Below are 24,242 nucleotides of genomic sequence, written 5' to 3' on the forward strand. Positions count from 1 at the left end.
CCATGTTCGACACTTCGCACATCAATGACGCCATCGCCTTGCGCCGCGACCTTCACCGCCACCCGGAACTGGGGTTTGAGGAGCACCGCACCTCCGAAAAAATCGCAACGCTTCTGGGGGAATGGGGGTGGCGAGTGCATCGCGGCTTGGCCGGCACCGGCGTGGTGGCCCAAATGGGGCAGGGCGCGCCGGCGATTGGTCTGCGCGCCGATATCGACGCACTGCCCATGGATGAGGCCACGGGGCTGGATTATGCGTCTGGCACACCGGGCAAGATGCATGCCTGCGGTCATGACGGGCACACCGCGATGCTGCTGCTGGCAGCGCGAAAGATCGCTGAGGAAGGTGTAAAACAAGGCACCGTGACACTGATCTTCCAGCCCGCCGAAGAAAATGACGGTGGCGCGCGGGTGATGATCGAACAGGGTTTGTTTCGTGAATTTCCGGTCGATCAGGTCTATGGCATTCACAACTGGCCGGGGCTTGCAACGGGGCGCATGGTGGCGCGCGATGACAAGATGATGGCGGCCTTTGCGGTCTTTGAAATTGAGGTGGCCGGACGTGGCGGGCACGGGGCGATGCCAGAACAGTCGGACGGGGTAATTGCAGCTGCGGCGGCAATGGCGTCGGCCTTGCAGGAAATCCCGGCGCGGTCCCTCTCTCCGCTGGAGCCGGGCGTGGTGTCGGTGACGCAAATCCACTCTGGCTCGGCATGGAATGTTTGCCCGGACCGGGCGGTGTTGCGCGGCACAGCGCGCTGGTTTGATCCTGCGGCGGGCGACACCATTGAGGCCCGCATAAAAGAGGTCGCAAATGCCTGTGCTGCCGCGCAGGGCTGCGCGGCGCGTATCGACTATCAGCGCCGCTATCCGGCGACGATCAATTCCGCCGCTGAGGCCGCTGTGGCGCGTGACGTTGCCGCCGAGATGGGGCTAGATACCGCAACTGCGGCCCCCAGCATGGCATCAGAAGATTTTGCCTTTATGCTCAATGAAGTGCCCGGAGCCTATATCTGGCTTGGGGCTGCGCGTGAGGGTGAAAATCCGGGGCTGCATTCGGCGAAGTTCGATTTCAACGACGCGGTGCTTCCGGTTGGTGCAGAGTTTTGGGTGCGTCTGGTACGGCGTGTCTTGGCGGCCTGATGGACGCGCTAGAGACCAAATTCCTGCGCGAATTCCTCGCGGTAGCGCATGAAGGCTCGATCCGCCGCGCGGCGGATCGCCTGAATGTTGTCCCATCGGCAATTTCGCGCAAAATCGCCGAGGCTGAGGCGCGGCTTGGGGTCACCCTGTTTGAACGCAGCTCCAAAGGCGTCGCTTTGACCGAAGCCGGAGAGCTGCTGCGCGAACACGCCCAGCATATGCGCGACGAGCAGACCTATCTTTTGGACCAGATCGGTCATTTTCGTGATGGACGTAGCCAGATCGTGCGGATCGCAACCGGTGAGGGCTTTGCTGCGGACCTGATGGAGAACGGCCTGCTGGGCCTGACACGCGCGCATCCCGAGCTGCGTTTCGTCATTGATCATGCGGGCACGGATGAGCTGCAGCGCAAGGTCATAGAAGGCGAAAGCGATATCGGTATCGCCTATAATCCGCTGATGACGGAGGCAACGCGGTCGCTGGCCCATTCGCGGCAATCCCTTTGTGCGATCGTGCCGCGCAACTCGCCGCTCGCAGAACGAACGAGTGTGAGCCTGGCCGAGGTGCTGGAGCATCCGGTGGCTATGCTCAATACAGGCTATGCGATCCGCCATCTCGTTGGGCAGGCGGCAGCAGATCGCGGGCTGGCGCTGCGGGTGCAGGTGGAGACGGCCTCAATCCCGCTGTTGATCCGTTATGTCTGCGCAGGCGTCGGGGTGAGCTTTCTGCCGCGCTTTTCCGCAACCAGTCAGGCCGAACGGGGCGATCTGGCGGTGCTTGATATTGAGGAAACCTCGCTTCAGCAGGTCAGTACGCATCTGATGGTGCGCGCCCGTCGCCGCCTGCCAAGGTCCGTTGCGCTGGTGGCGCGACATCTTGCCGAAAATATGCTGGCGTTTCGCAACTGACGGGCTCCTGCGTTGCCGCAAGAGCAACGCACTGTGCGCGAATGCCACTCTTCCTGTGATCACCTTGACTGCGGTTTCCTGATGTGAAGGGCCCGGTATAGGCGCAACACAATAGGAAGCAGACACATATGGCAGCGACGAACGGCACGCGGGCAGGGGTTATCGGCCTTGGCGCAATGGGATTGGGGATGGCCACCAGCCTCCTGAAAGCAGGATTCACTGTGGTGGGATTTGACCCTGCAGATCCGGCGCGCGAAGGCGCCACCGATGCGGGTGTGACCACTGTCGAGACCACCGATGCAGTCTTTGCGGATGCAGATGTGATCGTATTGTCCCTGCCAACCGCGCAGCATGTTCAGACGGTTGTTCAATCGGCTCTGGGCGCAAATCTGTTGGCACAGGGACAGGTTACGAAGATCATCATCGATACCTCCACCTCTGAGGCGGCGATCAGCCGTGCGCTCTCTGCGGAATTGTCGGCGGCTGGCCATGGGTTTTTGGACGCACCCGTCAGTGGTGGCCCCGCTGGCGCGGCCTCCGGTCAGCTTTCGGTCATGCTTGGTGGTGCGGCGCAATGGGTCCAGGCGGCGATGCCCGCGTTAGAGGCCATGGCCGCAAAGATCATGCATGTCGGCCCCAGTGGCGCGGGCAATGTCGCCAAGCTCGTGAACAATATGCTGGTCGCCAATCACATGGTCACCACACTGGAAGCCCTGCGTCTGGGAGAGGCTGCAGGCGTCCACGCAGAAGAGATGCTGAAGGTCGTAAATGCCGCTACGGGCCGCAGCGCGATCTCGGAAATCCATTACCCAAATTGGGTGCTGCCGCGCAGTTTTGACAGCGGGTTCTCCACTGGCTTGATGCGCAAGGATCTGCGACTGGCCCGCGAATTGGCGGCGGAGGCCGGGGTGGCAACGCCCGTGGCCGACCTCGCTGCAACGCTTTGGGCCGAAGGTCACTCCGGCCTGAAGGATAGCGATGATTTTATGCTCATGGGGGACCCAGAGGTCGATCGCCTGAGCGCGAAGGAGAAGAATTGATGACACAGGATATGATCGATACGTCAGCCCGCGTTGCGGATCTGCTGCACGAACTGACCGGCTCGGCGGAGGTGCAATCCTATGTGGGCGGCGCACTTGTACCCGGAACGGGCGCAGAGCTGGAACTGACCGACCCGGCCACTGGTGCGGTTTTTGCCCGCTACCGTGATGCAGGCGCTAAGGTTGTGGCACGCGCAGCAGAGGCCGCCAAAGCAGCGCAAAAGGAATGGTACGCCAAGACCGCATCAGAGCGCGGGCGCATCCTGTTTGAGATCGGACGCCAAATCCGCCAGCACGCCACGGCCCTCTCGGAGCTTGAGGCGCTGTCGTCCGGGCGGCCCGTGCGCGACACTGGCGGTGAGCCTGCGCGGATGGCAGAGATGTTTGAGTATTACGCGGGCTGGTGTGACAAAATCACCGGCGATGTGATCCCGGTTCCCTCAAGCCATCTGAACTACACCCGCCAAGAACCGCTTGGCGTGGTGGCGCAGATCACACCGTGGAACGCCCCGCTCTTTACCTGCTGCTGGCAGGTTGCCCCTGCGATTTGTGCGGGCAACGCGGTGATGATCAAACCCTCAGAGCTGACGCCGCTGACCTCGGTGGTGATCGGCATCCTGTGCGAAAAAGCCGGCGCTCCCAAGGGACTAGTCAATGTGATTGCGGGCGATGGTCCGGGATCGGGTCAGGCGATGATCGACAACCCCGAGACTGCTTTGGTGGTCTTTGTAGGATCTGCAGAGGCAGGTAGTAAGATCGCGGCTGCGGCCGCCAAGCGTCTGATCCCCTCGGTGCTGGAGCTAGGTGGCAAGTCGGCCAACATCGTCTTTGACGATGCCGATATCGACCGAGCCGTCGTGGGCGCGCAGGCGGCGATCTTTGCCTCCTGTGGGCAAAGCTGCGTCGCAGGCTCGCGCCTCTTGGTGCACCGCTCGGTACAGGCCGAGGTGGTTGATAAACTCGCGACCGCTGCCGCCCGTATCCCGGTGGGCGTGCCGATGGACCCGATGACGCAAGTGGGGCCAGTCAACAACCTGCGTCAATGGAGCAAGATCGACGCAATGGTGAAAGAGGCCACCGCGGCAGGCGCACGGATCGCAAGCGGCGGGAGCAAGCCAGATGCGCTCTCTTCCTGCGGCGGATTCTTCTATGCGCCCACCGTTCTGGATGGGGTGACGCCGCAGATGGAGATCGCCAATGAGGAAGTCTTTGGCCCTGTGGTCTCGGTTCTGCCCTTCGATGACGAAGAAGAGGCCGTGAACCTTGCCAATGCCACGCCCTATGGCTTGGCGGGGGCAGTCTGGACGCGCGACGTGGGGCGGGCGCACCGGGTGGCGGCGAACGTGCGCGCGGGCACCTTCTGGATCAACAGTTACAAGACCATCAACGTGATGTCGCCCTTTGGTGGGTTTGGCCGCTCCGGCTATGGCCGCTCATCCGGGCGTGAGGCGCTTGCGGCCTATACACAGACCAAATCAGTCTGGGTCGAAACGTCCGAAAACCCGGTGCAGGGCTTTGGCTACGCCCCCGGATAAAATCCTAACAAGAAACACTAAATGGGGCCTCAAACCCGGCGGCCCCATTGTCAAAACCAAATGCCCCGGTCAGAAGGGCGCAAATGGAACCAACGGAAGGTATAATCCATGGATATCAAGGACATCGTGTTAGACTGGCGATTGCATCTCAGCGCAATTGTCATCACCGTAATCGCTGAGGCGATCGGCGTCATTAAGGTGCCGATTGGCTTTGGTGCGATCCTGCTTTTGCCGCTGCTCTACGCCTTTGTGTTGGGGCTGTTGATCAACCCGAATGTGGTCAGCGCGGCCAAGGTCTGGATCAAAGATCGAGACGTGAAGGCGGCTTCGCCAATGATCGTGATCGCCATCATGCCCTTTATTGCGAAATTCGGCACGATCATCGGCCCGTCGATGGAAACCATCATCGCTGCAGGTCCGGCGTTGATCCTGCAAGAGCTGGGCAACCTCGCGACGATTATTCTGGCATTCCCTGTTGCGGTGCTGGTGCTGCGCATGGGGCGCGAGTCGATTGGGGCGTGTTTCTCCGTCGCGCGCGAGCCCAATATTGCGATTATCGCGGATAAATACGGTCTCAAAAGCCAAGAGGGCGCGGGCGTCATGGGGGTCTATGTGATCGGCACGCTTTTTGGCACTTTTATCTTTGCCATTCTCGCATCGATCCTCGCTACAACTGGGATGTTCTCAATTGAGGCTCTGGCCATGGCTTGTGGCATTGGCTCGGGCTCAATGATGGCAGCTTGTTCCGGTGCACTGGTGAGCGCCGTGCCAGAGATGAAAGATCAGATTCTCGCATTGGCCGGGGCCAGCAACGTGCTGACCTATGCCACCGGCATGTATCTCTGTGTGTTCGTGGCATTGCCCGTGACGGAGAAACTCTATGACTGGCTCGGGTCAGACAAAAACGCAGCCCCTCAGGCGGGAGAATAATCATGAGCGATACGCAATCTTTCGAAGATCCCACTGTTGAGGAAAAACTCAGTCTTGATGTGCATGCTGCCGCGCTGATCGTGGTCAGTGTGGTGGCGCTGGTGGGCAATACCGTCGCCACCGACAGCACCGTGCCCGAAGGGCTGGTTGGGCTGATCGTCCTGTGGCTGATCTGTATGGTCGGGCTGTTGCTGACGGAGCTTGTGCCGTTCAAATTGCCCTCCGTTGCGTGGATTTCCTTGGTCGGCATCGTGATGACGCTGCCGTGGACACCGGGCAGTGCTTGGGTGCTGGAAAAGGTCGGGCATGTGAACTTTTTGACGCTGGCAACGCCTTGTCTGGCCTACGCGGGTATCGCGATTGCCAAGCGTGAGATCGAAATCGCCAAGACCTCTGGCTGGAAGATCGCCGTGGTGGCGGTGCTGGTGATGACAGGCACTTACGTCGGTTCTGCAATCGTGGCGCAGATGTTCCTCTGATCCGGTCTGCAACGCCGAAATAAAGGTTCTGGCCTCTGCCCGCACACCCTGTGGGCAGAGGTTTTCTTTTGGTCCCTGTGGGACGCGCTGAAGAAAGTTGGATCTAATGCGGCGATGTTACGCCGTTGGCAAAATTCCCCTTCCGGTTGGAGTGGCTATTCTGCCATCCTGATCAGGCAATAATATTGAATTTCGAGGGATATTGCCTCGTCGGCACGTCAATCCAATGGGCTTGTCCCGAACGATCTGAACCATATTTGAAACGGGTGGGAGCGGGACGCAGCTTGGAAAGAACGCGCATGATGTTGACCCTCCTAGTTGTTTTGATACAGTCCGCGCATCTTTAAGAGGCATGTTTGATGAGTGTATTTTCGCAAGACGCCCGACTCGGGCGACTCACCACCGTTTTGGGGCCGGATATTCTGGTTCTGCGGCGGTTTGACGGCGACGAAGCGCTAAGCGGGCTGTTCGATTTCACGGTCGAGGCGGTTGCGACCCGTGACGATCTCGATTTCGACTCGCTGCTGGGTACCCATGCGACTGTAACGCTTGTCGGTGCTGATGGGCCTGCGCATTTTGACGGCATCGTCACCGAGGCGCGATGGAAAGGCCCCAGCGAAAATGGCTGGCGCTACGATCTGCGTCTGCGGCCTTGGTTCTGGCTGGCAGGTCAGCGGCGCAATATGCGCATTTTCCACAATAAAACCGTGGTTGAGATTATTGAAGAGCTGCTCTCCGACTATGCCCACCTAGGTGAGCCGCATCTGGAGGTGGCACTTATCGGGGATTACCCGGAGCTTGAATATACCGTGCAATACCGCGAGAGCGATCTGGCCTTTGCACGACGTCTGATGGAGCGTTTCGGTCTGTCCTTCCACTTCCGTCACCAAGAAGGCGCGCATACGCTGGTGATGACCGACGATGTGCTGAAGCATGAGACCTTCGGCACGCGTCCGTTTTATGGCATGGGCCAGAACAAGGGCACCGGCGGCGAGCATTTCTGGGAATGGGGCCCAGAGCGGCGCCTGACCACGGGTGCAACCCGTCTTATGGATTACAACTTTAAAACGCCCACGGCCGCTATGGAATCGGATCGCATGGGCGATGCGCAATATGCCGAGGGCCAGCTTGAAGCCTATGATTATCCGGGCGATTACCTCGACCTGGGTCGTGGCAACAAGGTCGCGCAATTGCGGTGCGAAGAAGAGCGCGGCAATGACGCACGTCATGCAGCCACTGGCGATCTGATCGGTTTTCGCCCCGGTCACGTGGTGCATCTCGCCGGAGGCGACGCGGTGCCGGGGAATGGCAGTGACCACATTTGTCTTGCTGCGCGGTATCGTTTTGTCAGCCAAAGCTATGGCTCCAACCGCGAGGCGGTCGCGGAAGAACGCCCCTTTGTCGGGGATTATAAACTGATGCCGACCACTGCGCCGATGGTGCCACCGCGCACCACGCCGCGCCCGGTTGTGCAAGGCCCACAGACCGCTGTTGTGGTTGGTGAAGGCGAAATTGACTGCGATGAGTACGGCCGCATTCTGGTGCATTTCCACTGGGATCTCGAAAAAGCCTACTCTATGCGCTGTCGGGTGTCGCAGAACTGGGCAAGCCAAGGCTGGGGCGGCATGGTGATCCCTCGCATCGGTATGGAAGTTGTGGTCGAATTCCTTGAGGGCGACCCGGATAAACCGCTGGTGTCGGGCTGTGTTTACAACGGCAAGAACAAACCGCCCTATCCGCTGCCCGCAAACAAGACCAAATCCGTCTTCAAAACCGACACCCACAAGGGCAGCGGCTTTAACGAGCTGACCTTTGAGGATGAGCGCGACGAAGAGCTGATCTATATGCACGGTCAGAAGGATCAGGAGATCGTCATTGAGAATGACCGCTCCAAGACCATCGGGCGGGACGAGACCAACTCCATCGGGCGCGACCGCTCGCAAGCTGTAGGTCAGGATGAAACCATGTCGGTGGGGCGCGACCAGCGCGAGAACATCGGACAGGACGTGATCTATCAGGTAGGGCGTGACCAGCAGGAAAAATACGGCAAGGATCACGTGCATGTGGTTGGAAACATCCACAAACAGGACATCTATGCCGATCATCTGGTGCAAATCGGGCGCAATCACGAGGAAACCGTGTTTGGGAAATCGACCCTGAATGTCACAGAGGCGATCACCAACAACACCGCGAAGCACACTCTGATGGCCTACGAGAAATTCGTCATCAAGGGCCCGGGCGGTAAGATCACTTTGGATGCATCCGGCATCACGCTTGAGGCGGGCAGCATCAACCTGAAAGGTGCGGTGAGCATGGGCGGCAGCGGCAGCGCACAGGTGCCCACCTTGCAAAACGCAGCACGCGACGCTCTGCCGTTGGTCGAAGAATGCGTCACTCAGAAAGACTGAGCCCAATCAGGGGAGGGTGAATTATGCTACCAGTTGCACGCGTTGGAGACGAACATGCCTGCCCAAAGTGCAGGAAATGTCAGATCATCAGCGGAGGCTCGGCCACCATCGATGGTCGCCCAGTCGCACGGATTGGCGATAAAACCACCTGCGGTGCGGTGATCACCTCGGGGTCTTCCCTGTCTACGGATGACGGCAAGCCTGTGGCCTATCTCGGGTGTCAGACATCGGTGGGTGGTGTCATTGTCAGCGGCTCGCCAAACCATAAGGTTGCGCCGTAATCCGGCAATCGCACCCCATTGCATACGGTTTTGAACCGAGAGCGTTGGCCCATTGTCTCAGTTGCACGCTTTTCAAATACCAAAGGAAAAAGCCGCCAGCAGGATCTCTGCGGCGGCTTTTCTTGTTCAGAAATCCCAGTCTTCATCTTCTGTGGCTTCTGCCTTGCCGATCACATAGCTTGAGCCGGAACCGGAGAAGAAGTCGTGGTTTTCATCCGATCCGGGCGACAGCGCCGCCATGATCGCCGGGTTCACACGGCAGGTTTCTTCCGGGAACAGCGCCTCAAATCCGAGGTTCTGCAGAGCCTTGTTGGCGTTGTAGTGCAGGAAGTTCTTCACATCCTCAGTGAGCCCCAACCCATCATAGAGCTGCTCTGTATAGCGCGCCTCTATGTCATAAAGGTCAAACAGCAAACCAAAGGCAAAATCCTTCAGTTCCTTGCGCTCAGCCTCGTCCAAACGCTCCATGCCGCGCTGGAACTTATAGCCGATGTAATAGCCGTGGATGGCTTCATCGCGGATGATCAGGCGGATCAGGTCGGCAGTGTTGGTCAGGCGTGCGCGGCTTGACCAGTGCATTGGCAGATAAAAGCCCGAATAGAACAAGAAGCTCTCAAGGAACACGCTGGCGATCTTCTTGCGCAGCGGCGAGGCGATGGCATCATACTCATCAAGGATCAGCCGGGATTTGGCCTGCAGATGTTCATTTTCCGCCGACCAGCGAAAGGCTTCATCTACCTCAGTGGTTTGACACAGGGTCGAGAACACCGAGGAATAGGACCGCGCATGCACCGCCTCCATAAAGGCGATATTGCTGAGCACCGCCTCTTCATGCGGGGTGATCGCATCCTGCATCAGCGTCGGCGCACCCACGGCATTCTGGATCGTGTCCAGCAGCGTCAGACCGGTGAACACCCGAATGGTCAGGGTCTGCTCATCTGGTGTCAGCTGCGACCAGGACTGAATGTCGTTGGACAGCGGCACTTTCTCCGGCAGCCAGAAGTTTACCGTCAGACGGTTCCAGATCTCCAGATCTTTGTCGTCCTGAAGTCGGTTCCAGTTGATTGCCTTGGGGACAGCTCGGGCTTGGGTCATGTCTTTCATACACTCAATCTCAGCAGCTTGGGGCCGCGCCCCTTCATCTTTTCCAAAATACCTCGGGGGAGGCCACGGAGGTGGCCGGGGGCAGCGCCCCCTCCCGATTTACAGCGAACAGGACACGCAGCCCTCGACCTCGGTGCCTTCCAGCGCCTGTTGGCGCAGGCGGATGTAGTAAATCGTCTTGATCCCTTTCTTCCACGCATAGATTTGCGCGCGGTTGATGTCTCGGGTCGAGGCCTCCGCCGGGAAGAACAGGGTCAGCGACAGTCCCTGATCGACGTGCTGCGTTGCCGCCGCATAAGTGTCGATGATCGCCTCGGGACCGATGTCATAGGCATCGCGGTAATACTCGAGGTTGTCGTTGGTCATATAGGGCGCGGGATAGTAGACGCGACCAATCTTGCCTTCCTTGCGGATCTCGATCTTGGCGGTGATCGGGTGGATCGAAGAGGTGGCATAGTTGATATAGCTGATCGAACCAGTGGGCGGCACCGCCTGCAGATTGCGGTTATAAAGCCCTTGCTTCATCACCTTGTCGCGCAGCGCTTCCCAGTCCTTGCGGGTCGGGATCTCGATGCCTGCGGCTTCAAACAGCTCTTTGACCCGGTCGGTTTCCGGCAGCCAGTCCTGATCGACATATTTCTCAAAGAAGCTGCCATCGGCATAGGCGGAGTCTTCAAAGCCTTTGAACTTTGCCTTCTTCTCTTTTGCCAATGCGTTAGAGGCGCTGAGCGCATGATAAAGCACGGTGCAGAAGTAGATATTGGTGAAATCCACCCCTTCTGCGCTGCCGTAATGGATGCGCTCGCGGGCGAGGTATCCATGCAGGTTCATCTGACCGAGACCAATAGCGTGGCCTTCCTCGTTGCCCTTGCGGATGGAAGGCACAGAATCGATGCTCGACATTTCCGACACAGCATTGAGCGCGCGGATTGCGGTGCCCACGGTGCCGGCCAGATCGCCACCATCCATCGCACGTGCGATGTTCATGGAACCGAGGTTACAGGAAATATCCGTGCCCATCTGCGCATAAGACAGGTCGTCGTTGAACTCGGAGGCCTCGTTCACCTGCAGGATTTCGGAGCAGAGGTTTGACATGGCAATGCGGCCCGCGATGGGGTTTGCCGCATTCACCGTGTCCTCGAACATGATGTAGGGATAGCCGGATTCAAATTGAATTTCGGCGATGGTCTGGAAGAACGCGCGCGCATTGATCTTCTTTTTGCGGATCTGTGGGTTGTCGACCATCTCGTGATATTTCTCGGTGACCGAGATTTCCGAGAAGGCCTGCCCGTAGACTTTTTCCACGTCATGCGGCGAGAACAGATACATGTCCTCGTTTTTCTTGGCGAGCTGGAAGGTGATGTCGGGGATCACCACGCCCAGAGACAGCGTCTTGATGCGGATCTTCTCATCCGCGTTTTCGCGCTTGGTATCCAAGAAACGCAGAATATCCGGGTGATGCGCGTTCAGATAGACCGCGCCTGCGCCCTGACGCGCGCCCAGCTGGTTGGCATAAGAAAAACTGTCCTCAAGAAGCTTCATCACCGGGATGACGCCCGAAGACTGGTTCTCGATGCCCTTGATCGGGGCGCCGTGTTCACGAATGTTGGTCAGCATCAAGGCCACGCCACCGCCGCGCTTCGAGAGTTGCAGCGCCGAGTTGATGCCGCGCCCGATCGACTCCATGTTGTCCTCAAGACGCAACAGGAAGCAGGACACAAACTCGCCGCGCGCCTTCTTGCCCGCATTGAGGAAGGTGGGCGTTGCGGGTTGGAAGCGGCCGTCGATGATCTCCGACATCAGCTTCATCGCGAGTTTTTCATCCCCGCGTGCCAGCGTCAGCGCATTCATCACCACGCGGTCCTCGTAGCGCTCCAAATAGCGCTGCCCATCGCGGGTTTTCAGCGTGTAGGACGTGTAATATTTGAACGCACCGAGGAAGGACGGGAAGCGGAATTTCTTGCCATAGGCCGCATCCCAGATCTTGCGCTGGAAGTTGCGGGAATACTGATCCAGCACTTCAGGCTCGTAATAGCCTTTCTCAACGAGGTAGCCGAGTTTTTCGTCCAGCGAGTGAAAGAACACGGTGTTCTGATTCACATGCTGTAGGAAATACTGCCGGGCCGCCATGCGGTCGGCGTCGAACTGGATGTTGCCCTCGTCATCATAGAGGTTCAACATCGCGTTCAGCGCGTGATAGTCGAGATCGGCGGTTACGCTTGCGTCAAGCATGTCTGCTGCTCCTGTGCCGCCCAGAACCGGGCGAGGCCCGCGCGGATGCGGGCGATGTCTGTTTCGGTTCCCGCCAACTCAAAGCGGTAGAGGACGGGGACATCGCATTTTTTGGCGATCACATCCCCCGCGAGGGCGAAAGTGGTGCCAAAGTTGCGGTTGCCCCCGGCAATCACGCCCTGCAGAAGGGCACGATTGCGCGTGTTGTTCAGAAACTTGATGACCGATTTTGGCACCGCACCACGCCCTTCGCCATCGGCAAAGGTTGGCGTCACCAATACATAGGGCGCATCTACTTCCGGGGAAGGCTCTGTCTGCGGCAGCCGCAGAGCCTTAAGCCCCAGTCGCTCCATCAAACGGGCCGTATTGCCCGAACGGGAGGAGTAATAGACAAGCCCGGTCACCGTTGTCTCTTATGCCAACTGGCCGATCAGATCGGGACGAAAGCCTGCCCAGTGATCTTCGCCTGCGACAACCACGGGTGCCTGACGGTAGCCAAGACCCTGCACCATTTCCATGGCAGCGGCATCTTCCGTCAGATCAACGAGATCAAAAGAGATCCCCTTCGCCTCAAGGGCGCGGGTGGTGGCGGTGCACTGCACACAGGCAGGTTTTGAATAGACAGTGATGCTCATCTGCAAGATCCCCTCAGGTGTTGTCCTACCGGGCGGAGAAGTCACGTAATCCGGCACTGTTACCAGTACCAAATGACGCGTCCGGGCCCACCGCCGCGGTCGTCGTTTGTCGTGCTCTGGCAGGTCTCCTGGCTTTGCGGCTCAAACGCCCCATCCCGCCTTCCCAATGCGCGATCGCATCAGTGGCACGGGCGGGACTTACCGCTTACAGTTGCGGGGGCAGCACCGGATTTACACCAGTTTCCCTCTTCGCTTGCGAGTCGCCTCGAAAGAACCAAAGCAACACGATATTGATGCAGAAGCACGAAATGGTCAATATATGGTGTAGGGTTAGCGGGTCTTTTGTTGTCCACAGGCCACCTAAATGTCGCGCCCCTGCATTGTGTCTGCATTGTAAGGACATCCGTCCTGATCCTGCGCCTTACCCCCATGCTTATCCACAGATTCGATCCGGTGAGGTTCGGTGCGGGCGCATCCGGTCCCTGAAACGAGGGGAATCGCCCGGCTCATTTCCTGCGACAAAAGGTAGGGCTAGGATCTGTCGCGGCAATATTGAGCCGTACCCGCGAGCGGCATCAGCCAGCTTTCCCGGCGATCTGTCCAAAGCTCATAGGTCGGGGTGAATTGGTCGGGTTTGTCTAACGTGCCAAGGTGAACTTCCACCTCGCCATCGCTGCATGAAAAAACGGAAGAGCCGCATCTGGGGCAGAAATGACGCCCCTGATACTGCTGTGTGCCGCCCGTCACAGTCACCGCGTTTTCCGGGTATATGGCGGCGGCCCAAAAGACCGCGCCGTGGTGTTTGCGACAGTCGAGGCAGTGACAGAGGCCGACGCTTTCCGGTTCCCCCGATGCCACCAGGCGAATGTCGCCGCACAGGCAGCTTGCGGTTACATCTGGCATTTCAGACCTCCCATACTCGGTGCGAGATCAGCTTGCCTGACCTTTGGCGTCGGTCAAGGAGAACTTGGCGCGGGTGCGGTTGGCAAAGGCCACCAAGGTCAGCATCACCGGCACCTCGACCAGCACGCCAACGACAGTTGCCAATGCTGCGCCGGAATTGAGGCCAAAGAGGCTGATTGCAACCGCGACCGCCAGTTCAAAGAAGTTCGACGTTCCGATCAGCGCGCAGGGGGCGGCGATCCGATGTGGCACCCGCATCGCATAGGCGGCGCCATAGGCGATGAAGAAAATGCCATAGCTCTGGATCAGGATCGGCGCGGCGATCATGGCGATCACGGTGGGGCGGTCGAGAATGACCTGACCTTGCAGGCCAAACAGGATCACCACGGTTGCGATCAGGCCGATGACCGACAGCGGCTTGATCCGTGCCAGGAAGGCGGCGATACGCGCCTCATCCCCCAGGTGGCTCCGGGTCCAGAGACCGGCCACAAGGGGCAGCAGCACAAACAACACCGCCGAGAGGATCAGCGTGCTCCACGGCACCTCGATATCGGTGACCCCGAGCAGGAAGGCCACGATGGGGGCAAAGGCCACCACCATGATCAGATCGTTCACCGAGACTTGCAGCAGCGTATAGCTCTCGTCGCCCTTGGTCAGTTGCGACCAGACAAACACCATGGCCGTGCAGGGCGCGGCCCCGAGCAGGATCAGCCCGGCGATATATTGCTGGGCGTCAGCGGGGTTCAGGAAGGGGGCAAAGACCACCTCGAAAAACAAAACGCCAAGGGCGGCCATGCTGAAGGGTTTGATGAGCCAGTTGACCACCAGCGTGATCGCAAGCCCCTTGGGCTGGCGTGCCACATCCCGCAGGCTCTTGGGGTTCACGCCGATCATCATCGGGTAGACCATCGCCCAGATCAGCACCGCCACCACCAGATTGACATTGGCGACTTCGGCGGCGGCAATGGTGCCCACGAGAGCAGGGGAGAGATTGCCAAGCGCAATGCCCGCAACCATGGCCAGCGCCACCCAGATGCTCAGGTATTTTTCAAAGATGCTCATGCCGGGGTGCTTTCTGGTGTTGGGGCGGTCAGGCGACCGGCGATCAGCGCGCTGAGGGCGATCATCACGGTGGCCGTGCCGAGGCAGGCTGCAACGCCGCCCAGTTGATAGGTGAGGCCCGACAGGACGGTGCCCAATAGCCGCCCGCCTGCATTGGCCATGTAATAAAACCCCACATCCATCGTGACCCGTTCGTCCTTGGAAAAGGCGAGGATCAGATAGGAGTGGAGCGAGGAATTCACCGCAAAAAGCGCCCCAAACAGCGGGAGGCCAGCCACCAGCGTCACGGTGAGCCAGAGCGCAGGTTGGTCTGACATCAGCACTGCCGCCGTGAGGACGGCGGGCACCACCGCGAGCATGCCGGCCCAGCGGCGAGCGGCGGCGATCAGGTCAGCCTCACTGCGCGATGGCGCGCGCAGGATGCGGGGCGCGGCGGCCTGCACGGCGCCATAGCAGATAACCCAGATCGCCATGAACGTACCGATCATGAAGAACGCCGCGCGGTTGCCCTCTTCGGTGCCGTCCGACAGCACCGCGTAGAAATAGACCGGAATGCCGACCACGAACCAGACGTCGCGCGCGCCAAACAGGAACACCCGCGCTGCCGACAGCCAGTTGATATTGGCGGATTTGGAGAACACTTCGGAGAACTTTGCGCCCTTGCGTCCGGTGGGCAGGCCTGCGGGCATCGCAATCAGCACCGCGATCAGGATCAGGCCGAGGATGATCGCCATACCCAGCGTTGCCCATGTGAACCCCGCCAGCGCGAGCAAGGCTGCGCCCAGCAGGAAACCCAACCCCTTGACCGCGTTCTTCGATCCGGTCAGCACCGCCACCCAGCGAAACAGCCCGTCGCCCTCGCGCGGGGCGAGCAGTTTGACGGCAGATTTCGACGCCATCTTGGCCAGATCCTTGGCCACGCCCGACAGCCCCTGCACCGCCATCACAAAACCGACCGAGGTGGCGATCTGCCAGGTGGGATCAAGCTGCGTCAGTGCCACCAGTGCCACCACTTGCAGGCCGAGCCCGGCATAGAGCGTCGTCGTCAGGCCAAACCGCGCCGCGATCCAACCTGCCGAGAGGTTGGTGACCATGCCCGCGATCTCGTACAAGACAAAGAGATAGGCCAGCTGCACCGGGCTGAACCCCAACGTATGAAAGTGCAAAAGCACCAGCATCCGGAGCGCGCCATCGGTCAGCATGAAGGCCCAATAGGCCGCCGTCACCGCCACATAGGCGGCAAGGCCGTTCTGCGCGGGCGTGGAGGTCACAGTTTCGCACCCACCATCAGGGCCACATCCACCAGACGATGCGCATAACCCATCTCGTTGTCGTACCAAGCGTAGATCTTCACCTGGGTGCCATTCACAACCATGGTCGAGGGCGCATCCACAATGGAGGACCGCGTGTCATTGGTGTAGTCCGCCGACACCAGCGGGCGTTCCTCATAGCCGAGGATACCAGAAAGCGCGCCGGTCGCCGCCTCCCGGAACATGGCGTTCACCTCCTCGGCGGTGGTCTTGCGGGCAACCTCAAATACGCAATCGGTGATCGAGGCATTCAGCAGCGGCACCCGCACCGCATGGCCGTTCAGTTTGCCCTTGAGCTCCGGGTAGATCAGCGTGATCGCGGTGGCGCTGCCAGTGGTGGTCGGGATCAGGGAGTTGAGCGCAGAACGTGCCCGCCGTAGATCCTTGGCCGGGCGATCAACAATGGTCTGGGTGTTGGTCACATCATGGATCGTGGTGATCGAGCCATGTTTGATGCCGATCCCCTCGTGCAGCACCTTCACCACCGGCGCGAGGCAATTGGTGGTGCAGCTCGCGGCGGTCACAATGCGGTGGAGGGCGGGATCATAGATGTCGTCATTGACACCCATGACGATATTGGCGGCATCGCCATCCTTGACCGGGGCGGAGACCACGACCTTTTTGACGCCCGCCTCGAGATACGGGGCAAGCTTGGCCTCGGTTTTGAAAACCCCGGTACAGTCAATCACCACATCGACGCCGTCGAGCGGCAGATCCGCGATGCGGGTCTGGTTCAGGACGGGCAGGCGGGTGCCATCGATGGTGATGCTGTCGTCATCGCTTGTGATCTCCGCGTCCCAGCGGCCATGCACCGTGTCGAACTCCAGAAGATGGGCGTGCATCGCCGCATCGCCCACCGCATCGTTGATCCAGGCGATCTGAGCGCCGCGTTCCAGCAGCGGTTTCAGGGCCAGTTTGCCCATCCGGCCAAGGCCGTTCAATGCATAGACGGTCATGTGCTGTCCTTATACTTCCGTGAGGGTCAGAGCGGTGCGAATTCAGTGGTTGCGCGCGATGTCATCCACCGCCTTTTGCAGTGAAATCCGGTCCAGCTCCGCAAAGGGCAGGGCGGCAAAGGCGCGGATGCGGTTCTTGAGCGTGCCATAGGCCTGCTGGAACGCGAGGCTGCGTTCGGCGTCAGTGCCCTCGGCCTTGACCGGGTCGGGCATGCCCCAATGGCCAGAAATGGGCTGACCCTCCCAAGCGGGGCATTCCTCATTGGCAGCCCCGTCGCAGACGGTGAAGACAAAATCGAACTTCGGCGCGGTGTCGGTGGTGAACTCACTGACGTTCTTGGCGCGCAGTGTGGCTGTGTCATGTCCCTTGTTGCGCAGCACCTCAAGCGCGAAGGGGTTCAGCTCAGTATAGGGTTTGGTGCCGGCCGAGTAAGCATTGAACCGATCGCCCCCTTCAGTGTGTAGGATAGATTCGGCAAAGATCGACCGGGCAGAGTTGCCGGTGCAGATGAACAGGACGTTGAATTTCGAGTCGGTCATGGCAGGAGTCTCCGGGATCACGTCAGAAAGAACAGGCATGCAGAGTTCGGGGCGGCCACGGCAGCAATCGAAAAACAGCGCATCGAGCATTTCGCGCATGCCGTTCATATCGACCTGATAGTTGAGCCATGTGCCCTCGCGGGTTTGCGTCACCAATCCGGCCTGCATCAAAGCAGACAAATATGACGACAATGTACTGGGCTTCACATCCAGCGCAGCGCCGATCTCTCCGGCTGGGACACGGTCGGGATAGCGACGCATCAACAGCCGAAACACCAAAAGGCGCTGGGGGTGTCCTAGAACGGACAGACGAAGGGGAATCTCTTTTTCCATATTTCGCGTTTTATCGAAATAATGATCGATGGCAACAAAAACCTGAGCGGAGAGCCGTTAAATTCCTCTGCCAGTGGTCGCAGGCGTGTTGCGATCACCATATCTGCGAACAGCTGTCGCGTTGCCATGGTTTTGGATTTTTCACACTTAGCTGAAGGGGCTCTGGTAGGGGTGAGTCTCGCTGCGGTGCGTAAAAGTTTAACGACCCGGCGCACGGTTAAGGGATCTTAAATCCGGCGAAATGTGGCAATAGTGACAATTTTGGGCGGTGGGACCCCATGTTTTGCGGAGAAATTACCCCCCAAACTGAGGACAATCAGCTCTGATCGATGCGATAAACGATACAATTTGTTTTAAAATACAGGCTATTAGTGAGAATTTGTCCAAATTGTTAACTTTTCCGCCTGCAATTTCTTAATTTTCTGGCATCTTGAACTGCATCTGACCTGGGGGGGTTAAGATTTGTTAAGACTGACACAATCAATCCATGTTTTGGTCCAAGGCCAACAGGGACCAGCCATATTCCAGCCGCACGCCTGAACGAGTGTGTGAATGTGGGAATATGGAGTGGAAACATGAGACTATTGCTTGCGATAGTCGCGGCATGCCTGTCGTTAGGTGTGTCCGGGGCAGCTATAGCGAAAGATGGCAGAGCCAGCAGTCTTCCGGGGTGGGAAGCTGTTGGCAGACTGAATATCGCCGGAAAATATATGTGCACCGGTACACTGATTGCACCAAACCTCGTGCTGACAGCAGCGCATTGCGTCTATGATGCGCGGACTGGTCAGCGGATAAACCCGCGTGGGATCCGCTTTGAGGCGGGACTGGACGGTCGCAAAGTGAAAGCGGCGCGCTCGATATCCAAAGCGGTGGTGCATCCGTCCTATCAATTCCGCGCAGGCGGAGATGCGCAACTTGGTAGCGATATTGCAGTCTTGCGTCTGTCGCAGCCGATCAATCGCTCTGATATCCGACCCTTTGCCATGTCTGCCAGAGCGGATCGGGGCGCGAATGTGGATGTGCTGTCATACAGCTACACAAATGCAACCCGCGCGAACCGAGAGCAAAACTGTCAGGTGCTGTCGCGACGCACACGGACACTCGTGATGTCGTGCCGAGTCGACTTTGGTGCTTCTGGTGCGCCGGTTCTGGAGATCATTCCGGGCCAGCCCCCCAAAATCGTCTCTGTGATCTCGTCAAAAGCTGCAATGGGGCAACGCCGGGTGTCGATCGGCACCACATTGGACCGGACCCTGCGCGCGATGATGCAAAACGCGATCTGACATCAAAGGTTTGAGGACTGGATAGCCTCAGCCCGCCAAAAGGGCAGGTTGGTGGCTGGAACGTTCCAAATACGGATGACATGATCCGGCGCCAGAATGGCGACCGGGTATTGTCATATCCGCTCCTATGGCTCCCGGAATGCTTCGCGGGATTTATAGAGCGGTTTCAGCAGATAGGTCAGGATGGTCTTTGACCCCGTCTGCAATTCTGCGGTGGCCCGCATCCCCGGGCGAATCTCAATTTGTTGCTGACGCGCTGTCAGGCTGGAGCGATCGACGCGCACAGTGACACGATAAAAGGGCGCTGCACGCGGGTCGCGCTCATCTTCAAATGTATCTGCCGAGACAACATCAACCTTGCCCCGAAGCGAGCCGTAGATCGTGTAGTCATAGGCGCTGAGCTTGATGGTTACATCCTGTCCACGCTGCACATTGGCGATGTTTTCAGGTTTCACCCGTGCTTCAACAAACAACTCTTCCCCCAGCGGAATGATCTCAAGGATCTCATCGCCCGGGCGCACAACGCCACCGATGGTGGTGACGGCGAGACTGTTTACGATGCCTGCCATGGGCGAAGTGATCACCGTACGGTTCAGCTGATCGCGGGCCAGCCGTTGTTCCTGCCGCAGCGACGTCAGCAGGCGCAGCGTCTCGGAGTATTCTTCAGCCAGAGTGAGCTCCGCCTGTGTGCCGATCTCGTCGAACTTTGCCTGTGCATCGCTCACTTTTTTCTTGGCTTCGTTCACCTCTAGCAGCGCGACAATCTTCTGTTCGTGTAGGGATTTCAGGTTCGAAAGCTCGTTCTTGAGCTGGCGCAGAATGTCCTCGGCGCTGTTGCGGCGGCTGTCATAGTCGCTCTGGCGGGCCTTCAGGAGCGCGCGTTCAGAGGCGAGGATGTCGGGGGATCGACTGGCCAGCGCATCGGGGACGGCAAATTCATATGCGCCCTCGATTTCGGCTTCCAGACGGTATTGTTTGATTTCCAACCCGTCGATCTGGTCTTGCAGATCGTCAGAAGCGGCGCGGAACTTGGTGTCCTGCAGCTTGGCGAGGATCTGACCCGCCTGAACTGTATCCCCTTGGCGTACATAAAGTTCGGCGAGAATGCCGCCCTCAAGGTTCTGCACGATCTGGGAGCGTGAAGAAGAGACCACTTGCCCGTCGGCACGCACGATCTCATCCACAGAGGCAAAGCCTGCCCATGTGACGAACAAGACCAGCACCAGCGCCACCAGCTTGATCATGCGGCTGGCGCCATGGGTGCCTTCAAGGATGTCCATGTCTGCTGCGATGCTCATGAGGCTTTGCTCCCCCCGTTCAGATGCGCCAGCACCTCGTCCCGCGGCCCGTCCACGACCATCCGACCCGCCTGCAGGATCAAGGTGCGGTTGGTCAGCGACAGGATCGGCATACGGTGTGTGGCGATAATGGCGGTGCGGGTACCAAGCCAGCTGTCAAGGCGGCTCACCAAGGTGCGCTCCAGCGTCTGGTCCAGTGCGGCGGTTGGCTCGTCCAGAATGACAACGGATGGGTTTTGCAGATGCAGACGCGCCCAGCCCACGGCCTGACGCTGCCCGATGGACAGGCCCGCGCCGCTGTCACCGATCTGCAGGTCCAGTCCGCGTGGATGCGACTTCACAAAAGGTGCAAGTCCCGCAAATTCCAGCGCTTCCATCACCCGCTCGTCTTCATGCGGCAGATAGGACAGATTGAGGTTGTCGCGCAATGTGCCCGCAAAGAGCCGCACATCCTGACCCAGATAGCCAATGTTGCGCCGCAGGTCGCGCGGTTCAATCTGGCTCATATCAGTGCCGTCCAGCATCACGCGACCTCGTTCAGGCGTGTAAAGCCCCGCGAGCAGTTTCAGCAGCGTGGATTTGCCGGAGCCATTGACGCCAAGGACTGCAACCCGCTGACCGGGGATCACGGCAACGGCAGGCACATCGACTGTCGGAGCGCTGTCCGCGTCGTAGCGAAACACCACCTCGCGCAGCTCAAAGCCGCCTTCAATGGTTTCACGGCGCAGATATGCACGCCCCTTTTCGCGTTCCTGTGGTGCGGCGGCAATCACGTCGAGCGCATCCAGAGCCGCGCGCACGTTGCTCCAGCGTGCAAGCGTGCCCGCAAATTGCGTGAGCGGCGCCAGGGTGCGGCTGGTAAGAATACCGGTGGCAATGATGGTGCCGACAGTGAATTCACCGGCAAACACCATGTAAGTGCCCAAGATCACCGCACAAATATAGGTGGCTTGCTGCACACCCTGAGACCAGTACGTCAGCGCGCTTGAAAGTTTACGCTGCCCGTTGGAGGCCTGTGACGACAACAGGTTCAGCTCATCCCAAAGCCGCAGAACACGCTCCTCGCCGCGTTGGGTTTTGATGGTTTCCATCTCGCTGACCACCTCATGCAGCAAACGGCCGCTCTTGGCGGAAGCACCCTGCGCCTGACGGGTCATCGCCAGCATTTTCTTCTGTATGAAATAGGCGGGCAGCAGCATCAGCACGCCGCCAATGATGATCACATAGACCACCGGACCACCAATGGAGGCCACCAACAGCAAGAACACCGCGATGAACGGCACATCGGCCAATGTCGACAGCGTCGAGGACGTAAAGAACTCGCGCACCGAGGAAAAATCCCTCAACGCCGCAAAGAGCCCAGAAGGGGGCAGGGGGCTTTGGTCCATCTTCAGACCGATCACCCGGCGCATCAGCTTGTGCTGCACCGCCATATCGATCTGACGACCGGCTGCGTCGGTGATGCGCGCGCGCGCCAGTTTGAGCACGCCTTCCATCCCGATGGCCAGCAAGGCACCAATGGCGAGCACCCAAAGCGTCGCCTGCGACTGATGCGGAACGACGCGGTCATAGACCTGTAAGGAGAACAACGCCACGGCCACGGCCAGCACATTTGCCACCAGCGAGCCTAGCATGATTTCACCCATCTGCCTGCGATACTTGGGGAATTCGCCCCAGAACCAATGCGAGGTATCTAGCTGCGGCGTGTGGCGCTGCGTCAATTGCGACAGGGTCGCGCGCGTGGTCAGGATCTGGCCCGTGAAATAGGGCATGAATTCCTGCGTTGGGATCTCCGCACGATTATCGGGGCAGGAGGTGTCATGGACCGCAAACCCGGCTTTGCCTTGTGAGAGCACAAGAACCGGTTGGCCACCTTGCATGATCGCGATGCCGGGCCAGTGCTGAGGCTTGGGGGTCTTGACCTGCTGCACACGCGCTTTCAGACCGGATGTAATCAGCGCGCTCATCATGGCCTCGGGGCGTAGGGAGGCCGGGCCACTGGCCTGCAGCTGCTCGAGCATATCCTGAGGGCTCAGCGTGCAGCCGCGCAGGGCTGCAAGACGGCACAGCATCTGCGCCCGTGCTTTCAATCGGATCTGATGATCGTCGGATGCGGTGTCATGCGAGGGGAGAGCTCTTGACGCGGGCGCGACCTGAGCGTCGTCCTGAGCTGTCTGAGCAGGCTCTACGCACTCCGCAGATTCTGGCGCGCGCGGCAGGTTGGGCGCATCTGTACTGGCCTGCGCATCGGGTGTTTTTTCTTTTTTTTGCAAGAGCTTAGGCAGGGAGGCTTTGCCCTCGGGTTGTGCCGGAGCAGAGGCAACCTGTTCTGGTTCGCTTAGCGGTGCGATCATGGAGATCTTCACCGGGCCATTTGCATCATTGGCGGCGGCGTTGCGTCGTTTGCGCGTCAGATTAGGGGAAATCGAAGACAACTTCAGCCCGCGTTTGGCGGGCTTGGTTGTGGGCGATGTCGGAGTTTGGTTGTCCTGATCCGTCAAATCTTGTCCCCATCTGCAAGCAGACCCAGAGAGGCGGCAAGTGCCAGTTGGATCATGACCACTTCGTATTTCGCGTCGATATAGGCCTGTTCCCGCTTCACCAGTTCTTCGTAGATCGGGATCACATCCATGACCGGACGCTGCCCGGCCTCAAACTGGGCTTTGAACAGATTATATGTTTCACGGCTGGCTTTTGAGAGCGCCAGCGCCTCGCGTTCCTGACGGCGATAGGACGCCAGACGTTGCATTTCGCGGCTGTATTCGCGCCGCGCTTCTTCTTCGGCTTCGCCAATACGGCGCAGCGCCGCCTCTTTTGAGGCTTCGACCGCGCGCAAGGCCGCAGGGGTGCCAAACCCCAACGGTTCAGCAAGGTTCAACAGCACGCCTGCGCCGCTGCCTTCGCTGCCAACCTGACCGGTTGCAGAGACCTGCGGCAACAGACCTGCGCGTTCCATTTTGGCCTGCTCAATGGTGCGGGTCGCTTCGGATTGTGCTTTGAGTACGCTCAGGTAGTTGCGGCCATCTGGCGGCAAGCTCATGTTAAGGCGCTGTGGTGACGCGGAAAAACTCTGTCCGGTCATCGCTTCCAGCTCTGCGCGCGCGGTGCGGGCGGCATCGTTGGCGGTGGCCATGCTTGACTGCATGCCACTGATTTTGGACTGCACCACATTGAGATCGGAGCGGTCAGAGACACCGCCGTTCACCCGCCCCACAACCACACGCTCAAAATCGCGCATGGTGCGGATGGCGCGGTGGGCATAGGCGGCTTTCTCGTCGCCGCGCAGACCCGAAACATAGAGTGAAAGCGCGGATTTTACGCGGTCATTCATATCAGCCGACAGGGTCACGGCTGCAACCTCGACATCGGCAGCGGCAAAAGCGCGTTCTGCCTTGCGTCGACCATTGTCGAACAGAACCTGCTCCAGCAGCATGCTTGCGACCATCTCGCCCAGATCATTCAGGCTGACGCTCGGGCGCAAGGATGGGAGCCAGTTTTTTGATTTCGCTTCAGCGCGCAGTTTGGCGCTGATCAGTGCCGCCTCGGAGGCGCGCGCGGAGGCAGAAAGCGCAGCAGTTGCGACCGTATCGTAGGTGCTGCCGTTCTCAAGAAGAGATTGCCGCTGCATAAGTGCGGTGATGACTTCGGATTGCGGAGCATCCTCAGCCTGCGCGAAATTGCTGCGCGCTGCGGTGCCGTCCTGCGTACCCGACGTGGTGCCGGGGAGTGGCAGACCACACGCCGTCAGGCTGCACAGAAGTGCAACGGCAGAAATGCGTCGTGCCAGAGCCATAGATATCCCTCGTGCCTCAGAGTATCCCGTGGTTTGTCCACGGGTTATCGCGGTCGCGCAGCCCGTCGCG

21 protein-coding genes, 1 pseudogene and 1 riboswitch are annotated in these 24,242 nt (G+C 59.3%); of the genes and pseudogenes, 10 read left to right on the plus strand and 12 right to left on the minus strand.

Annotation, left to right across the window (positions count from 1 at the left end):
• Positions 1–2: 2 nt before the first annotated feature.
• The 9 genes and pseudogenes from UB90_RS07670 to UB90_RS07705 all read left to right on the plus strand — a co-directional run bounded on the left by UB90_RS07670 (position 3) and on the right by UB90_RS07705 (position 8,723).
• A complete protein-coding gene (locus tag UB90_RS07670; protein ID WP_065324322.1) occupies positions 3–1,142 on the plus strand; it encodes an amidohydrolase in 1,140 nt (379 codons plus the stop codon).
• Positions 1,142–2,050, plus strand: a complete 909-nt coding sequence (locus UB90_RS07675; protein WP_065324323.1) for a LysR family transcriptional regulator — start codon at positions 1,142–1,144, stop codon at positions 2,048–2,050. The genes UB90_RS07670 and UB90_RS07675 overlap by 1 nt, the downstream gene beginning before the upstream one ends.
• A gap of 122 nt (positions 2,051–2,172) precedes the next feature.
• Positions 2,173–2,673 (plus strand): annotated as a pseudogene (locus UB90_RS23210) (NAD(P)-dependent oxidoreductase); the annotation flags it as partial.
• Positions 2,674–3,090: an NAD-binding protein gene (locus UB90_RS23215; RefSeq protein ID WP_264753308.1), complete on the plus strand. Its 417-nt coding sequence runs from the start codon at positions 2,674–2,676 to the stop codon at positions 3,088–3,090.
• Positions 3,090–4,625, plus strand: a complete 1,536-nt coding sequence (locus tag UB90_RS07685) for an aldehyde dehydrogenase family protein (protein WP_065324325.1) — start codon at positions 3,090–3,092, stop codon at positions 4,623–4,625. The genes UB90_RS23215 and UB90_RS07685 overlap by 1 nt, the downstream gene beginning before the upstream one ends.
• Before the next feature lie 108 nt (positions 4,626–4,733).
• Positions 4,734–5,555, plus strand: coding sequence for a DUF3100 domain-containing protein (locus UB90_RS07690; RefSeq protein WP_065324326.1), 822 nt, complete (start codon positions 4,734–4,736; stop codon positions 5,553–5,555).
• 2 nt (positions 5,556–5,557) lie between these two features.
• Positions 5,558–6,034 carry a hypothetical protein gene (locus UB90_RS07695; RefSeq protein ID WP_065324327.1) on the plus strand — a complete coding sequence of 159 codons (477 nt, stop codon included), beginning with the start codon at positions 5,558–5,560 and terminating at the stop codon, positions 6,032–6,034.
• A gap of 359 nt (positions 6,035–6,393) precedes the next feature.
• Positions 6,394–8,442, plus strand: coding sequence for a type VI secretion system Vgr family protein (locus UB90_RS07700; protein ID WP_005619289.1), 2,049 nt, complete (start codon positions 6,394–6,396; stop codon positions 8,440–8,442).
• A 23-nt stretch (positions 8,443–8,465) separates the two neighbouring features.
• Positions 8,466–8,723 (plus strand): PAAR domain-containing protein, encoded by a 258-nt coding sequence (locus UB90_RS07705; RefSeq protein WP_039983096.1) that lies wholly within the window; start codon positions 8,466–8,468, stop codon positions 8,721–8,723.
• Between the two features lie 126 nt (positions 8,724–8,849).
• On the opposite strand, the gene nrdF is transcribed toward UB90_RS07705, so the two are convergent.
• The 9 genes from nrdF to UB90_RS07750 form a co-directional block, all read right to left on the minus strand.
• Positions 8,850–9,827 (minus strand): class 1b ribonucleoside-diphosphate reductase subunit beta, encoded by a 978-nt coding sequence (gene nrdF, locus UB90_RS07710; protein ID WP_065324328.1) that lies wholly within the window; start codon positions 9,825–9,827, stop codon positions 8,850–8,852.
• A gap of 99 nt (positions 9,828–9,926) precedes the next feature.
• Positions 9,927–12,059: a class 1b ribonucleoside-diphosphate reductase subunit alpha gene (gene nrdE / locus UB90_RS07715; RefSeq protein WP_065324329.1), complete on the minus strand. Its 2,133-nt coding sequence runs from the start codon at positions 12,057–12,059 to the stop codon at positions 9,927–9,929.
• Positions 12,041–12,463, minus strand: coding sequence for a class Ib ribonucleoside-diphosphate reductase assembly flavoprotein NrdI (gene nrdI / locus UB90_RS07720; RefSeq protein WP_065324330.1), 423 nt, complete (start codon positions 12,461–12,463; stop codon positions 12,041–12,043). Before nrdI ends, nrdE begins: the two co-directional genes overlap by 19 nt.
• A 9-nt stretch (positions 12,464–12,472) precedes the next feature.
• The gene (gene nrdH, locus UB90_RS07725; RefSeq protein ID WP_005619300.1) at positions 12,473–12,694 is read right to left on the minus strand and encodes a glutaredoxin-like protein NrdH; all 222 of its coding nucleotides are present in this window, start codon (positions 12,692–12,694) and stop codon (positions 12,473–12,475) included.
• 101 nt (positions 12,695–12,795) lie between these two features.
• A riboswitch (cobalamin riboswitch) is annotated at positions 12,796–12,988 on the minus strand.
• Positions 12,989–13,225: 237 nt separating this feature from the next.
• Entirely contained in the window at positions 13,226–13,597 is a 372-nt protein-coding gene (locus tag UB90_RS07730) for a GFA family protein (RefSeq protein ID WP_065324331.1), read from the minus strand.
• Between the two features lie 27 nt (positions 13,598–13,624).
• Positions 13,625–14,659 carry an ACR3 family arsenite efflux transporter gene (gene arsB / locus UB90_RS07735; RefSeq protein WP_065324332.1) on the minus strand — a complete coding sequence of 345 codons (1,035 nt, stop codon included), beginning with the start codon at positions 14,657–14,659 and terminating at the stop codon, positions 13,625–13,627.
• Positions 14,656–15,930: an organoarsenical effux MFS transporter ArsJ gene (arsJ, locus tag UB90_RS07740; protein ID WP_065324333.1), complete on the minus strand. Its 1,275-nt coding sequence runs from the start codon at positions 15,928–15,930 to the stop codon at positions 14,656–14,658. The genes arsB and arsJ overlap by 4 nt, the downstream gene beginning before the upstream one ends.
• Entirely contained in the window at positions 15,927–16,925 is a 999-nt protein-coding gene (locus tag UB90_RS07745; RefSeq protein WP_065324334.1) for an ArsJ-associated glyceraldehyde-3-phosphate dehydrogenase, read from the minus strand. The genes arsJ and UB90_RS07745 overlap by 4 nt, the downstream gene beginning before the upstream one ends.
• A gap of 42 nt (positions 16,926–16,967) precedes the next feature.
• Positions 16,968–17,798: an arsenate reductase/protein-tyrosine-phosphatase family protein gene (locus UB90_RS07750; protein ID WP_065324335.1), complete on the minus strand. Its 831-nt coding sequence runs from the start codon at positions 17,796–17,798 to the stop codon at positions 16,968–16,970.
• A 710-nt stretch (positions 17,799–18,508) separates the two neighbouring features.
• On the opposite strand from UB90_RS07750, the gene UB90_RS07755 reads away from it, so the two are divergent.
• A complete protein-coding gene (locus tag UB90_RS07755) occupies positions 18,509–19,081 on the plus strand; it encodes a trypsin-like serine peptidase (protein WP_065324336.1) in 573 nt (190 codons plus the stop codon).
• A 125-nt stretch (positions 19,082–19,206) separates the two neighbouring features.
• Here the strand turns inward: UB90_RS07755 and UB90_RS07760 are convergent, their stop codons facing one another.
• From UB90_RS07760 to UB90_RS07770, 3 genes are read right to left on the minus strand one after another with little or no spacing between them, the layout of a single operon-like run.
• Complete coding sequence (locus UB90_RS07760; RefSeq protein WP_009177800.1) at positions 19,207–20,379, minus strand: HlyD family type I secretion periplasmic adaptor subunit; 1,173 nt, start codon at positions 20,377–20,379, stop codon at positions 19,207–19,209.
• Positions 20,376–22,880, minus strand: a complete 2,505-nt coding sequence (locus UB90_RS07765) for a type I secretion system permease/ATPase (RefSeq protein ID WP_065331925.1) — start codon at positions 22,878–22,880, stop codon at positions 20,376–20,378. The genes UB90_RS07760 and UB90_RS07765 overlap by 4 nt, the downstream gene beginning before the upstream one ends.
• The gene (locus UB90_RS07770; protein WP_005613984.1) at positions 22,877–24,172 is read right to left on the minus strand and encodes a TolC family protein; all 1,296 of its coding nucleotides are present in this window, start codon (positions 24,170–24,172) and stop codon (positions 22,877–22,879) included. Before UB90_RS07770 ends, UB90_RS07765 begins: the two co-directional genes overlap by 4 nt.
• Between the last annotated feature and the right edge of the window lie 70 nt (positions 24,173–24,242).

The sequence above is a fragment of the Tritonibacter mobilis genome, assembly GCF_001681715.1.
Lineage (GTDB): Bacteria > Pseudomonadota > Alphaproteobacteria > Rhodobacterales > Rhodobacteraceae > Epibacterium > Epibacterium mobile.